Genomic DNA, 13,688 nt, shown 5'->3' on the forward strand with positions numbered 1-13,688 from the left:
TAAACGCCTCCGCGATGGCGTGCACCCTGTTGGCGGCGCCGAGTCTGCTTTTGGCGTTAAGAAAGCATTAGCCGTCTCAAGAGGACGACAGGGGCCGGTCTTTTCTGAAGATATGACGCCAACAATGCGGCCATAAATTTCGGGCCGCCAGAACCGGCCTAGCTGATATAGCCGTGCCTGACTGCTTCGGCGACTGCCTGCACACGGTTGGCGGCGCCTAGTTTGCTCTTGGCGTTGAGAAGGTGTTTCTCAGAGGTATGCTCCGAGATGCCGAGGATCTGCGAAATCTCCCACTCGGATTTTCCGACCGCCGCCCATTGCAGGCATTCGCGCTCGCGCGGCGTCAATTCAATGTGATCGATAGATTTGCCGGCCGTCGTTTGAAGCTGCATGGCGCGGCCGATGGCATAGGTGGAGGCCAGCGAGACCATTGCGAATTCGGCTTCGGACAGTTCGACCGCCTCACCGCCCAGCGAGACCAGCGCGATCTGGCCTTCGAGCGTGATCAGCGGGAAGGCGAGGCCGTCACGCAGCTTGAACTGGCGGGCGTCGCGCATTACCTCGGCGCTGCTCTTGTCGGCGGGCATGCTTTGAACGGCATCGCGCCATTGGAATGGCGCCCGAAACTGCTTCAAATGGCTGACGACCGGATCGTGGTCGACGTAGTTGCGCGATAAGTAACGCTCCAGCCATTCGCTAGGCCAATCGCAGAGCAGCACATGGTCCTTCGTCTGGCTGCTTGGTGTACCGGGCTGCGGCACCGTTGCGGCTATCAGGGCCGTCAATCCGAAATTCGAGGTGACACTAAGTAGCTGCTCGCACACCGCAGCCGACGTGTCGGCACGCTGCACCCGGTCAATATATTCAAGTGTCCGGTCAAAATAACCCATCGCAACATCTACCCCATGTTGCCTACCGCTCTTGAGACCGATGCTACGTGCCTGCCCCGCACTTAGCCATCAACCCCGGATTGCAAAGCCACATCCTTAGCTTTTCTAACGCCAGCGACCGCCAACCCCGGGCCGACTCTGTGCGGCTATTTGCAACCTCGCCAAAGCATAACCCGAAATTTGCCCTTTGAAATCAAAAACAATTGTGCCTGCGCCGTTTTCGTATCACAAGCCAACGGCCAAGACGGGCGGAGTTTTTTGTGACATCACGCTGGATAACCATCGCCTTGCTGTCGATGCTGATCGGAGTGCAGCCGTTTGCCGGCGCTGTGCGGGCAGCGGAACCGCAGGTGCCGGTGCTTTGGGATGCCAAGGAGCGGCTGCCGAAGCCGGACCTTGCGGCGCTGCCGAGGCTCAGGTTCCTCACCACAACCGATTTCCCGCCCTTCAATTTTCTCGACGGCACGGGCCGACTGTCCGGCTTCCACATCGACCTGGCGCGGGCGATTTGCGCCGAACTCGACATCGCCGACAAATGCCAGATCCAGGCGCTGCCCTGGGCCGAACTCGACGACGCGTTGCAGAAGGGCGAAGGCGAGGCGATCATCGCCGGCATCGCCGCAACGCCGGAGACGCGGGCGAAGTACAGCTTTTCGCGCTCCTATCTACAGTTTCCGGCGCGCTTCATCATGCCGAAGACCAAGGCCTTCGCCGAGCCGATCCTCGACAAATTGCGCTCGAAGCGGGTCGGCGTGCTGGCCGGCTCGGCGCATGAAAAGATGCTGCGCGATTATTTCGGCACCGTGCAGATCATCCGCTTTCAACGGCCGGAAGACCTCTACAGCGACTTGAAGAGCGCCAAGATCGATGCCGCCTTCGGCGACGGCATGCGCTTTTCCTTCTGGCTGGGCGGCACGGACGCCGCCGGTTGCTGCCGCTTCGCCGGTGGACCCTACCTGGCGCCGGAATATCTGGGGTCCGGCATGACCATTGCCACCCGGGCCAGCGACCCAGCGCTGGCCGCAGCCATGGACTACGCGCTGCAGGAGATATCGGTGAAAGGCACCTTCGCCGAATTCTACCTGCGCTATTTCCCGGTCAGCTTTTTCTGATCCGGTCCCGGTCAGCTTCCTCTAGGGGCTGGATCAGGTCAGCGTGCGCAGGCGGGCCTTCGCCCCGCGCGCGATGGCTGCGGCGGTCAGCGTGTCGAGATCGAGCTCACGCCGGATCAACTGCAGCACCCGCAATTCCTCCATGCGCATTTCTAGATCGACGGCGGCAACCTCGAAGGCCGCGGCATAGGCGGTGTCGTGCAGCCGTTCGGGCAAAGTCTCGGCGACACGCTCGAGCACGCCTTCCAACCCATCCTTTTCATGCAGCATCTTCTGGCAGTCCTGCGCAATGGCGATCAGCCTGTCCTGCTTGAAATCCTCGAACACCGGCCAGCTGCGGACGACGTCGCCGATGCGCGCCAGTTCGATATCGGTCATGTCGCGATCGGAAGCCGAGGTGATGACCATCAGGTAGATCAGGGCTTCATGGGTGGACGGCAACGGCATTCAAAACTCCTTGATAGTGAGGGTCGAAGGTAGGGACGCCACGGCGCCGTCGCAACGAAAACGCCTGATATCGTTGACGCTCCGCCCTGTCGCGCCTAGAGACCCGGTTGAAAAATCTTACCAGCCGCGAAAGCCGGCCATGACTGGAACTTTGACATGACGGGATCAAACATCGCCGATCTCAACCCCGAAATGCTTGCGGCAGCCGCCGAAAGCAAGGCCTGGCCGTTCGAGGAAGCCAAAAAGATCATCGAGCGCTACAAGGGCGGCGACTTCCCGGAGATCGTCCTGTTCGAGACCGGCTACGGCCCGTCGGGCCTGCCGCATATCGGCACGTTCGGCGAGGTCGCGCGCACCTCGATGGTGCGCCATGCCTTTCACATGCTGACCGGGAACAAGGTCAATACCAAGCTGCTCTGCTTCTCCGACGATATGGACGGCATGCGCAAAATCCCCGACAATGTGCCGGATCGCGCAGCGCTCGAGCCCTATCTGCATATGCCGCTGTCGGCGGTGCCCAATCCGTTCGGCGGCGACTATCCGAGCTTTGGCGACCACAACAACGCGATGCTGTGCCGCTTCCTCGACACGTTCGGCTTCGACTACGAATTCGCCAGCGCCACGCAGTACTACAAGGCCGGCCGCTTCGATGCGATGCTGGTGCGCGCCGCCGAGCGCTATGAGCAGATCATGGCGGTGATGCTGCCGACGCTGGGGCCGGAGCGGCAGGCAACCTACAGCCCGTTCCTGCCGATCTCGCCGAAGAGCGGGCGCGTGCTCTACGTGCCGATGAAGCATGTCGACGCCAAGGCCGGCAACATCACCTTCGACGATGAGGGCACCGAGACCACGCTTTCGGTGACCGGCGGGAAGGTCAAGCTGCAGTGGAAGCCGGATTTCGGCATGCGCTGGGCAGCGCTCGGCGTCGATTTCGAAATGTTCGGCAAGGACCACCAGACGAACGCGGTGATCTACGACCGCATCTGCAACATTCTCGGCGGGCGCGCGCCCGAGCATTTCGTCTACGAGCTGTTCCTGGACGAGAACGGCCAGAAGATCTCGAAGTCGAAGGGCAACGGGCTGACCATCGACGAATGGCTGCGCTACGCGCCGACCGAAAGCCTCGGCCTCTATATGTATCAGCGGCCAAGGCAGGCGAAAAAGCTCTATTTCGACGTCATCCCACGCGCCGTCGACGAGTACTACACCTTCCTCAACGCCTATCCGCGCCAGGACTGGAAGGAGCGGCTGGGNCGGCTGGGCAATCCGGTCTGGCACATGCATGACGGCAAGCCGCCTTCCATCGACATGCCGGTGCCGTTCTCGCTGCTGCTCAACCTGGTCAGCGCCTCCAACGCGCAAAACAAGGATGTGCTGTGGGGCTTCATCTCGCGCCATGCATCTGGCGTGACGCCGGCGACGCATCCCGAACTCGACCAGCTGGTCGGTTTCGCCATCCGCTACTTCGACGATTTCGTGAAGCCGACGAAGACCTTCCGGCCGGCCGACGATGTCGAACGCGTGGCGCTGGAAGCGCTTGGCAACGCGCTTGCTGGCCTGCCGGCCGGCGCCGACGGCGAAGCGATCCAGAACGCTTCGCTCAACGTCGCGCGCAAGATCGAACGCTATCAGGACCATTCGAAGAAGAGCCCGGACGGCGGCCCTGGTGTCTCGGGCGCTTTCTTCCAGATGATCTACCAGGTGCTGATCGGCCAGGAACGCGGACCGCGCTTCGGTTCGTTCGCAGCCCTCTACGGCATCGCCGAAACCCGCGCGCTCATTGAGCGGGCGCTGGCTGGTCAGCTGGCGGCATAATTTCCGTCCCGGCCGGCGGCGTGTCTATCGCCGGGGCATCGAGGATCGGTTGCGACGCCGTCGGTGCCGCAACAGGCGTTGGCGCCGGTGGCAGGCCGCCAAGATCGGGCGCGGCGCCGAAGACGCCCTTCTTGGCGGCGCGCGCCTTGTCGCCCGCTTCGACATAGGGGCCGCCTGCCGTGGCGCGCGCCCAGCCGTTTTCGACCAGCCACTGGCCGACATCCAGCTTGCCGATGCGGCATTCGGCGGCGATCAACGCACGGTCGGCCTCCGGCGGCACCTTGCAGGCAACGGCCCGGCCGCGCAGGAAAGACCGGAACGCGGTGCGCGCCCTGATACCGCAAGCCCAGGACTTGCCGCCCTCGGTGCAGGTCTCGTCTTGCCTGACGATGTCGATGCCGGAGACCGTCACGGAATAACCATTGGCTTCGATCAGGCCGGCGGCGGCCGCGACCGGCTGGAACAGTTTTGTTCCTCCCCAGTCGTCGACCGCTCTGCGCCCACGCGGCTTGGGCGGTCCGGCCAGCGCCAGGTCGCTCAGCGGCGCGCGTGGCTCGACCCGTTCAAGTTCTTCTGCCGGCAGCGGCGGCGGAGCGATGGCCTCGGGATCGATCGCCCTCGAATGCACCGGAGGCGAGTGCATCGGAGGCTTGACGGGCTGGACCTCGGGGATCGCCGACGTCGCCGGCTCCTCGGGCACGGCCTCGGTGTCCGGGTCGATCTGGTCGACAGTAATGGCGGGGCCGTCGCGATGCAGCGCGCGACCGCCGGCGACGACAATGGCGACCATCACCGGGATCGCCAGGAGGGCTATGAGGATTTGAAGCAGACGCACCGCGAGACCTACTGGCTTGCCCAGACGATCCGCGCCACCCATTCGACATCGCGCATCGCGATGTCGCGGTCCGGATGGTCGGGGTTGAGCGAAATCAGCACGATCGATTTCGTCGTCTGGCGGTCGAGCACCTTGGCCATGACTTCGCCGGCATTGGTCTTGACGACGACGCGGTCGCCCTTGCGGGTAGCGGCGCCCGGCTCGACGATCAGCACATCGCCATTGCGGTAGAGCGGCAGCATGGAATCGCCCTGCACCTTCAACGCATAGGAGGTTTCGGTCGCCCGTGCCGGAAGCTCGACAAGGTCCCAGCCCTGGCCTGAGGGATAGCCGGCATCATCGAAGAAGCCGCCGGCGCCGGCCTGGGCGAAGCCGAGCAGCGGCACCGCTGAACGCTGCGGGGCTAACGAGCCCGAAGCTGTCTTGGCGCGGCCTTCGACCAGTCCGGTGAATTCGTCGAGCGAAGCGCCTGTCGCCTCGATGATCTTGGCCAGCGATTCGGTCGAGGGCCAGCGCGGTCGCCCATCCGAGGACAGCCGCTTCGATTTGTTGAAAGCGGTGGAGTCCAGACCGGCTCGCCGGGCCAGGCCGGAGGCCGACAACGAATAGCGCTCGGCGAGAGCGTCGATGGCTGCCCAAACTCGGTCATGCGAGAGCAATTCGCTCTCCTCAAAACAGGAAAAAATACCTTTTCCTTCTAACGCGCGGTTATCCGATTGTCCACCGGCGCGCGGCCCGATCTCTCAAAAAGCTGCGTGCGGCGAAGTCGTCATGGATGCCTCAAACTGCCTTGGGCAGGCTGCGCAATCCCTGGTGGGAGGTCATGCAACCCCGCTCGGCCTCGGTCGGCGGTCGCGGTTGAACGGAGCGGGCAAGCGTCCTATTGGACGCGCCAAGGACGCTGTAGCATTTTGATTTGGCGCATGACCCCGAAAATCGATTCCGATTTTCGGGGTCATGCGCGAGGTCAGCGAGCATCATGTAGCGGGCGTTGTTGAGATGGAGGTTGAAGTCGATGTCGGTCGGCAGGCAGCGAAAAGCCAGTCGGCTTTCGCTGCCGACTTTGTAAGGCCACGGCGCCTTGCCGTGGCCATCATGCGCGCAAGGCGCCCCCAGACGTACATGGGGCGCTAGCTCAAGCGGCCTTCTGCACCTCGCCTTTCGCATAGGGATCGAAGCGCTGGTAGAAGGTCTCGCCCTTCTCCGCCAGGTCGAGCAGCAGCTTGGGCGCCTTGAACTCGGCGCCGTATTTCTTCTGCAGGCCCTTGGCTATTCTGACGAACTCCCCGGCGCCGATGCCGTCGATATAGGACAGCGCGCCGCCGGTGAATGGCGCGAAACCAAAGGCGAGGATCGAGCCGACATCGGCCTCGCGCGGATCGGTGACGATGCCCTCTTCCATCACCCGCGCGGCTTCCAGCGCAATGGTTACCAGCAGGCGCTGCTGCAGTTCCTCATAGTCGACCTTCTCGGCCTCCAGCTGCGGATAGAGATCCTTCAGGCCCGGCCACAGCTTCTTCCTGGCGGGCTTGGCGGGATAGTCGTAAAAACCCTTGCCGTTCTTGCGGCCGAAGCGGCCATGGGTGTCGACCAGCGTGTTGATCAACGCCATCTGCCTGGGGTCGACGGCCTTGTCGCCGAGGTCCCTGATGGTCTGCTTCATGATCTTCTGAGCAAGGTCGATCGCCGTCTCGTCGGTCAGCGCCAGCGGGCCGACCGGCATGCCGGCGGCCTTGGCGGCATTCTCGATCATCGGCGCCGGAACGCCTTCGATCAGCATCTTGTAGGCTTCCGACATGTAGCGCAGCACGCAGCGGTTGACGTAGAAGCCGCGCGTGTCGTTGACGACGATCGGCGTCTTCTTGATGGCGCGCACGAAATCGATCGCGGTGGCCAGCGCCTTGTCGCCGGTCTTCTTGCCCAAAATGATCTCGACCAGCATCATCTTGTCGACCGGCGAGAAGAAGTGGATGCCGACGAAATTCTTCGGCCGCGCCGAATTCTTGGCCAGCGCGGTGATCGGGATGGTCGAAGTGTTGGAGGCGAAGACCGCTGACGATTTCAGCACGGCTTCGGCCTGCTCGGTGGCAGCCTTCTTGACGGCCGAATCCTCGAACACCGCCTCGACCACCAGATCGCAGCCGGCGAGATCGGCATAGTCGGCCGTCGGCGTGATCAGCGACAGAAGTCTGTCCTTCTCCTCGGGCTTGGCGCGGCCCTTCTTGACCTGATCGGAGATCAGGCTGTCGGAATGCGCCTTGCCCTTTTCGGCCGACGCCATGTCGCGGTCGAGCAGGACGACCGGGATGCCGGCCTTGGCGGTGACAAAGGCGATGCCGGCACCCATGAAGCCGGCGCCGAGAATACCGATCTTCTTGAACTTGGTCTCCGGCACGCCGGCCGGACGGCGGGCGCCCTTGTTGAGCTCCTGCAGCGAGACGAACAGCGAGCGGATCATCGCTGCTGCTTCCTTCGACTGCATGATTTCGGTGAAATAGCGCTGTTCGATCCGCAGACCGGTGTCGAACGGCACCAGCAGGCCTTCATAGACGCATTTCAGGATCGCCGCGGCGGCCGGATAATTGCCGTAGGTCTCGCGGCGCAGGATGGCGATGGCCGGCGGCCACAGATTGAAGCCGGCCGGCGTATAGATTTGGCCGCCAGGCAGCTTGAAGCCCTTCTCGTCCCAGGGTTGGACGGCTTTCAGGCCGTTCCTGATCATCGCCTTGGCGGTCTCGATCAGCTTGCCGGGTTCGGCGATCTCGTGGATCAGCCCCATCGCCTTGGCTTTCTGCGGCGACAGCGTCTGGCCGGTGGTCAGCATCTGCAACGCCTGCTGCTGGTCGGTCAGGCGCGGCACGCGTTGGGTGCCACCGGCGCCGGGGAAGATGCCGACCTTGACTTCCGGCAAGGCCATCTTGACCTTTTCGGAGTCAGCGGCAACGCGGCCATGACAGGCCAGCGACAGCTCGAACGCGCCGCCCATGCAGGTACCGTTGATCGCCGAGACCCAAGGTTTGCCCGACGTTTCGAGCTTGCGCCACAAGCCACCCATGCGGCCGGCATTGTCGAACAAAAGCTGTGCCGCCTTCTCCGGGTCCTTGGTCTTCTCCTTGGCAAATACGGCCAGCATCTTCTGCAGCATGGTCAGGTCGGCGCCGCCGGAGAAGCTGTCCTTTCCCGAGGTGATCACCGCGCCCTTGATGGCGGCGTCGGCCACCACCTGGTCGATGATCTTGTCGAGCTCGTTCATCACCTCTTCGGTGAAGACGTTCATCGAGCGGTCCGGCATGTTCCAGGTGACCAGCGCGATGCCGTCTGCGTCGGTGTCGACCGTGAAGTTTGTGTAAGTCATGTCTCTCTCCTTCCGGCCGAAATCAGACGCGTTCGATGATCGTTGCGGTGCCCATGCCGGCGCCGATGCAGAGCGTCACCAAAGCGGTGTTCAAATCGCGGCGCTCGAGCTCGTCCAGCACCGTGCCCAGGATCATCGCGCCGGTGGCACCGAGCGGATGGCCCATGGCGATGGCGCCGCCATTAACGTTGATCTTGTCGTGCGGGATGTCGAAGGCCTGCATGTAGCGCAGCACCACCGAGGCGAAGGCCTCGTTAAGCTCGAACAGGTCGATATCCGACAGCTTCATCTTGGCGCGCTTCAACAGCTTTTCGGTGACATCGACCGGGCCGGTCAGCATCAGCACCGGCTCGGAACCGATATTCGCGAAGGCGCGGATACGCGCGCGTGGCTTCAAGCCCATCGTTTTGCCGGCCTTCTTGGAGCCGAGCAGCACTGCGGCGGCACCGTCGACGATGCCCGACGAATTGCCGGCATGGTGGACGTGATTGACCTCTTCGACTTCCGGATGCTTCTGCACGGCGACCGCGTCGAAGCCGCCCATTTCGCCAGGCATGACGAAGGACGGGTTGAGCGAGGCCAGCGACTGCATGTCGGTCGACGGCCGCATATGCTCGTCATGATCGAGGATGGTGAGGCCGTTCTGGTCCTTGATCGGTATGACGGAGTTCTTGAAACGGCCATCGGCCCAGGCCTTGCCGGCGCGCTTCTGGCTCTCGACCGCATAGGCATCGACGTCGTCGCGCGAAAAACCATATTTGGTGGCGATCAAATCGGCCGATATGCCTTGCGGCACGAACCAGCCGGGCAGGCCGACGGACGGGTCCATGAACCAGGCGCCGCCCGAGGCGCCCATGCCGACGCGCGACATCGATTCCACGCCGCCTGCAATGACGATCTCGTCGGCGCCTTGAGCGATCTTGGCGGCGCCGAAATTGACGGCGTCGAGGCCTGAGGCGCAGAAGCGCGAGATCTGCATGCCCGGCGCCTTGTTGTCGTAGCCGGCCTCGAAGGCGGCGGCACGCGGAATGACGGAGCCGGCTTCGCCGACCGGATCGACGCACCCGAAGATGATGTCGTCGACGTTTGCAGTGTCGAGGCCGTTGCGGTCGCGCAACGCTTCAAGCGTCCTGGCCGCAAGCCGCACCGCCGGCACCTCGTGCAGCGAGCCATCCTTCTTGCCCTTGCCGCGCGGTGTGCGCACGGCGTCATAGACATAAGCTTCAGCCATTTGCTTGCTCCTTGCTTTGCCGACGTCGCTCTCAGAGAGAGCGGCCGATCAGCAATTTCATGATCTCGTTGGTGCCGCCGTAGATGCGCTGGACGCGGGCGTCGCGGAACATGCGGGCGATCGGATATTCATTCATGTAGCCATAGCCGCCATGCAATTGAAGGCATTCGTCGACGACTTTTCCCTGCAGGTCCGAGAGCCAGTATTTCGCCATCGACGCCGTCACCGGATCGAGGCCGCCATTGATGTGGCGGGTGACGCAATCATTGTAGAAGACCCGACCGATGGTCGCCTCGGTCTTCAGTTCGGCGAGCTTGAACTGGGTGTTCTGGAACTCGATGATCGCTTTGCCGAAGGCCTTGCGGTCCTTGACGTAGTCGATGGTCAGCGCCAGGGCGCGCTCGATCATGGCGATGGCGCCGGTGCCGATCTGCAGGCGCTCCTGCGGCAATTGCTGCATCAGCTGGATGAAGCCCTGTCCCTCTTCGTGGCCAAGCAGGTTCGAGGTCGGCACGCGCATATCATTGAAGAACAGCTCCGACGTGTCGTTGGCCTTCAGGCCGATCTTGTCGAGGTTGCGGCCGCGTTCGAAGCCTTCGGCCTCGTCGGCCTCGACGACGATCAGCGAGGTGCCCTTGGCGCCTTTGGCCGGATCGGTCTTGGTGACGACGATGATGAAATTGGCCAGTTGGCCATTGGTGATGAAGGTTTTCGAACCGTTGATCTTGTACTGGTTGCCGTCCTTCTCGGCGCGCGTCTTGACGCCTTGCAGGTCGGAGCCGGCGCCCGGCTCGGTCATGGCGATGGCGCCGATCAGTTCGCCGGTCGCCAGTTTCGGCAGCCATTTCTTCTTCTGCTCTTCCGAGCCGTAGTGAAGGATGTAAGGAGCAACGATCGCGTTGTGGAGACCGATGCCGAAACCGTCGACGCCGACGTGGCCGATCGCCTCGATGATGGCGCTCTCATGCGCGAAGGTGCCGCCGGAGCCGCCATATTCCTCCGGCATAGAGGCGCAGAGCAGGCCGGCGGAACCTGCCTTGCGCCAGCTCTCGCGGTCGACCATCTCGTTCTTCTCGAACTCGTCGTAGCGCGGCGCGATCTCTTCCGACATGAAGCGATGCGCCATGTCGTAGAGCNCCTCCCCCTTGAGGGGAGGGTGGCCGCGAAGCGGTCGGGTGGGGTCGCCGATGACGTGCTCGACCTTATCTTCGGAATTGACGCGGGTTTGGGGCATTGCGATCATCTCCTACCAAAGCGCCAACCAGCCGGCGCACTGCACGCAGGACCCCTCCCGGCCCTTCGGGCCACCCTCCCCTCAAGGGGGAGGGGGACGCTGGCCATTTCTAGAACGCTTCCGCAGGCAGCGCCATTAGCGTGTCCGCACCACTGGAAATGCGGGCCAGATGTGCCGACGTCTCGGGCATGATCCGCTCCATGAAGAAGCGCGCCGTCACCACCTTGTTGTCGTAGAACGACTGCGAACCATTGGCGCCGGTCTTGCGGAGCGCGGCCTTGGCCATCTGCGCCCACATGTAGCCCAGCGCCACCAGGCCGAAGAGATGCATGTAATCGGTCGACGCGGCGCCGGCATTGTCGGGCTTGGCCATGCCGTTCTGCACCAGCCACATGGTCGCCGCCTGCAGATCATTGAGGCCCTTCTTCAGCGCCTTCGTGAAAGGCGCCAGCTTCTCGTCGGCGCGGTTCTCCTCGCAGAACTCGCCGACGTCCTTGAAGAAGGCCTGCACGGCGCGGCCGCCATTCAGGCCAAGCTTGCGGCCGACGAGGTCGAGCGCCTGGATACCGTTGGCGCCTTCATAGATCATGGCGATGCGGGCATCGCGCACGAACTGGCTCATGCCGTGCTCTTCGATGTAGCCGTGGCCGCCGAACACCTGCTGCGCCATGACGGCATGGTCAAAACCCTTGTCGGTGAGCACGCCCTTGATCACCGGCGTCAGCAGGCCGGTATAGTCGTCGGCCGCCTGGCGATCCTTGTCGTCGGCGGAGCGGTGGGCGATGTCGGACTTGATCGCCGTCCACAGCGCCAGCGCGCGGCCGGCCTCGTTGAAGGCCCTCATGGTCATCAGCGAGCGGCGGATGTCGGGATGGACGATGATCGGGTCGGCTTGTCTGTCCGGCGCCTTGGCGCCCGACAGCGAGCGGCCCTGCAGCCGGTCCTTGGCGTAGGAGACCGCGTTCTGGTAAGCGATCTCGGACAGCGACAGGCCCTGCAGGCCGACGCCGAGGCGGGCTTCATTCATCATCGTGAACATCGCCTTCAGGCCGCCATTGGCCTCGCCGAGCAGCGTGCCTTCGGCCTCGTCATAATTCATGACGCAAGTCGAATTGCCGTGGATGCCCATCTTCTCCTCGATCGACCCGCAGGAGAGCGTGTTCTTCTCGCCCGGATTGCCCGAGGCATCGAGCTTCAGCTTTGGCACGATGAACAGCGAGATGCCCTTCACGCCTGCCGGCGCGCCTTCGATGCGGGCCAACACGAGATGAACGATGTTTTCCGACATGTCGTGCTCGCCGGCCGAGATGAAGATCTTCTGGCCGGATATCTTGTAGGTGCCGTTGCCGTTCGGCACCGCCTTGGTGCGCAGCAGACCGAGATCGGTGCCGCAATGCGGCTCGGTCAGGTTCATGGTGCCGGTCCAGGACCCCTCGACCAGCTTCGGAAGCCATGTCGCCTTCTGCTCGTCGGTGCCGTGGGTGATGATCGCCGCGATCGCGCCTTGCGTCAGGCCGGGATACATCATCAGCGCCATGTTGGCCGAAACCATGTATTCGGCAACCGCGGTGTGCACGGCATAGGGCAGCCCCTGGCCGCCGAACTCGACGGGCGCCGCCAGTCCCATCCAGCCGCCTTCGCGATACTGGTCGTAAGCTTCCTTGAAGCCCTTCGGCGTCGTCACCGAGCCGTCCTCATGGCGCACGCAGCCTTCCATGTCACCGACGCGGTTCAGAGGATGCATAACGTTTTCGGCGAGCTTGGCGCCTTCGGCGAGGATCGCCTCGACAACGTCGGGCGTCGCGTCGGCAAATCCGGGAAGGTTGGAGTAGCGCTGATAGCCCAGCACCTCGTTGAGCACGAACAGCGTGTCCTGGACCGGTGCCCTGTAGATCGGCATGTGTTTCCTCCACCATGCGGGTCTTGGCCGCGAGATCAGCCCCGAAACATGAGGTTGGGGCGGCATGCGGGCCAATGTTGAAAGCGGGATAGCAAAAATTGACGTTTGCGTAAACGTCAATTTAGTCGCCGCGACAAAATTTACTTATGCCAGCCTGTCGCACGAGCGGTGCAGGGCTTTGCGCAAAGCGAGGGTGGTCAAACAAAAAGAGCCACGCGGGCGGGCCGCGCGGCTCTTCCGTTCAAAGCTTTCGCCGGGAGCTGCGGAGCGAAATCAGCTGGCGGCGCTGGCCGGGGCCGAACGCTCGGACAGCATCTGGCGCACGGCCGACATCGAGCCGCTCAACTCGTTGATGGCGTCGTCGATCAGCGCGCGCTGCTTCTGCAGGCGGGCAAGCTGCTTCTCCGACTTGTCGAGAGCCAGCCGCAATTGCTTGGTGTTGGATCCCGTCGGATCGTAGAGATCCATCATCTGCTTGACGTCGCGCAGCGAGAACCCGACCTTGCGGCCGAGGAGGATCAGCTTCAGCCGCGCCTTGTCGCGACGCGTGTATAGCCGCGTCGCCCCATCGCGCTTTGGATTGAGCAGGCCCTTGTCTTCATAGAAACGCAGCGTGCGCAGCGTCACGCCGTATTTCTTGGCCATCTCGCCGATGCGCACGAGCTCCTCACTGGCTTCGGCAGACATATTGTTGGTGTTGGCCGCGGCTTCGCCGGGCGAAACAAGTTTCATAGTCACTGGCTTTCCCCTGTCGTGGCATCGCGGTCTCGGACCTTGCAACGCCTGAGTGGAAGCGGGGGCATGCTTCCAGTCGTGGTTTCAACTAATTCATCGCAAAAGGCACGAACGGCGCCCCTCTTACGTTTACG

The 13,688-nt window shown here is 63.1% G+C and carries 11 protein-coding genes; 2 read left to right on the forward strand and 9 right to left on the reverse strand.

From position 1 onward, the window contains the following. Nucleotides 1–158: 158 nt before the first annotated feature. Nucleotides 159–890 carry a LuxR family transcriptional regulator gene (locus X727_RS150725; RefSeq protein ID WP_023669621.1) on the reverse strand — a complete coding sequence of 244 codons (732 nt, stop codon included), beginning with the start codon at nucleotides 888–890 and terminating at the stop codon, nucleotides 159–161. 260 nt (nucleotides 891–1,150) lie between these two features. On the opposite strand from X727_RS150725, the gene X727_RS150720 reads away from it, so the two are divergent. Beyond that, complete coding sequence (locus X727_RS150720; protein WP_023730967.1) at nucleotides 1,151–2,002, forward strand: transporter substrate-binding domain-containing protein; 852 nt, start codon at nucleotides 1,151–1,153, stop codon at nucleotides 2,000–2,002. 33 nt (nucleotides 2,003–2,035) lie between these two features. Here the strand turns inward: X727_RS150720 and X727_RS150715 are convergent, their stop codons facing one another. Further along, on the reverse strand, nucleotides 2,036–2,449 hold the full coding sequence (locus tag X727_RS150715; RefSeq protein ID WP_023688697.1) for a tellurite resistance TerB family protein: 414 nt from the start codon (nucleotides 2,447–2,449) through the stop codon (nucleotides 2,036–2,038). Nucleotides 2,450–2,605: 156 nt separating this feature from the next. Between X727_RS150715 and X727_RS150710 the strand changes: the two genes are divergently transcribed. Further along, nucleotides 2,606–4,264, forward strand: a complete 1,659-nt coding sequence (locus tag X727_RS150710) for a lysine--tRNA ligase (RefSeq protein WP_023834308.1) — start codon at nucleotides 2,606–2,608, stop codon at nucleotides 4,262–4,264. Here the strand turns inward: X727_RS150710 and X727_RS150705 are convergent. From X727_RS150705 to X727_RS150675, 7 genes are all read right to left on the reverse strand, one after another. After that, nucleotides 4,227–5,099, reverse strand: coding sequence for a thermonuclease family protein (locus tag X727_RS150705; RefSeq protein WP_023834309.1), 873 nt, complete (start codon nucleotides 5,097–5,099; stop codon nucleotides 4,227–4,229). The genes X727_RS150710 and X727_RS150705 overlap by 38 nt on opposite strands. Nucleotides 5,100–5,107: 8 nt before the next feature. Then, complete coding sequence (locus X727_RS150700) at nucleotides 5,108–5,758, reverse strand: helix-turn-helix transcriptional regulator (protein ID WP_023715330.1); 651 nt, start codon at nucleotides 5,756–5,758, stop codon at nucleotides 5,108–5,110. Nucleotides 5,759–6,234: 476 nt separating this feature from the next. Further along, nucleotides 6,235–8,454 carry a 3-hydroxyacyl-CoA dehydrogenase NAD-binding domain-containing protein gene (locus tag X727_RS150695; protein WP_023834311.1) on the reverse strand — a complete coding sequence of 740 codons (2,220 nt, stop codon included), beginning with the start codon at nucleotides 8,452–8,454 and terminating at the stop codon, nucleotides 6,235–6,237. Nucleotides 8,455–8,476: 22 nt separating this feature from the next. Further along, nucleotides 8,477–9,685 carry an acetyl-CoA C-acetyltransferase gene (locus X727_RS150690; RefSeq protein ID WP_023834312.1) on the reverse strand — a complete coding sequence of 403 codons (1,209 nt, stop codon included), beginning with the start codon at nucleotides 9,683–9,685 and terminating at the stop codon, nucleotides 8,477–8,479. 31 nt (nucleotides 9,686–9,716) lie between these two features. Further along, nucleotides 9,717–10,811, reverse strand: coding sequence for an acyl-CoA dehydrogenase family protein (locus tag X727_RS150685; RefSeq protein ID WP_031204272.1), 1,095 nt, complete (start codon nucleotides 10,809–10,811; stop codon nucleotides 9,717–9,719). Nucleotides 10,812–11,028: 217 nt separating this feature from the next. After that, nucleotides 11,029–12,819 (reverse strand): acyl-CoA dehydrogenase, encoded by a 1,791-nt coding sequence (locus X727_RS150680; protein WP_023738204.1) that lies wholly within the window; start codon nucleotides 12,817–12,819, stop codon nucleotides 11,029–11,031. Nucleotides 12,820–13,092: 273 nt separating this feature from the next. Continuing rightward, nucleotides 13,093–13,551, reverse strand: a complete 459-nt coding sequence (locus X727_RS150675; protein WP_023669610.1) for a MerR family DNA-binding transcriptional regulator — start codon at nucleotides 13,549–13,551, stop codon at nucleotides 13,093–13,095. Nucleotides 13,552–13,688: the final 137 nt, after the last annotated feature.

Origin of the sequence: Mesorhizobium sp. L103C105A0, from assembly GCF_000502215.1 — a bacterium.
Taxonomy (GTDB): domain Bacteria; phylum Pseudomonadota; class Alphaproteobacteria; order Rhizobiales; family Rhizobiaceae; genus Mesorhizobium.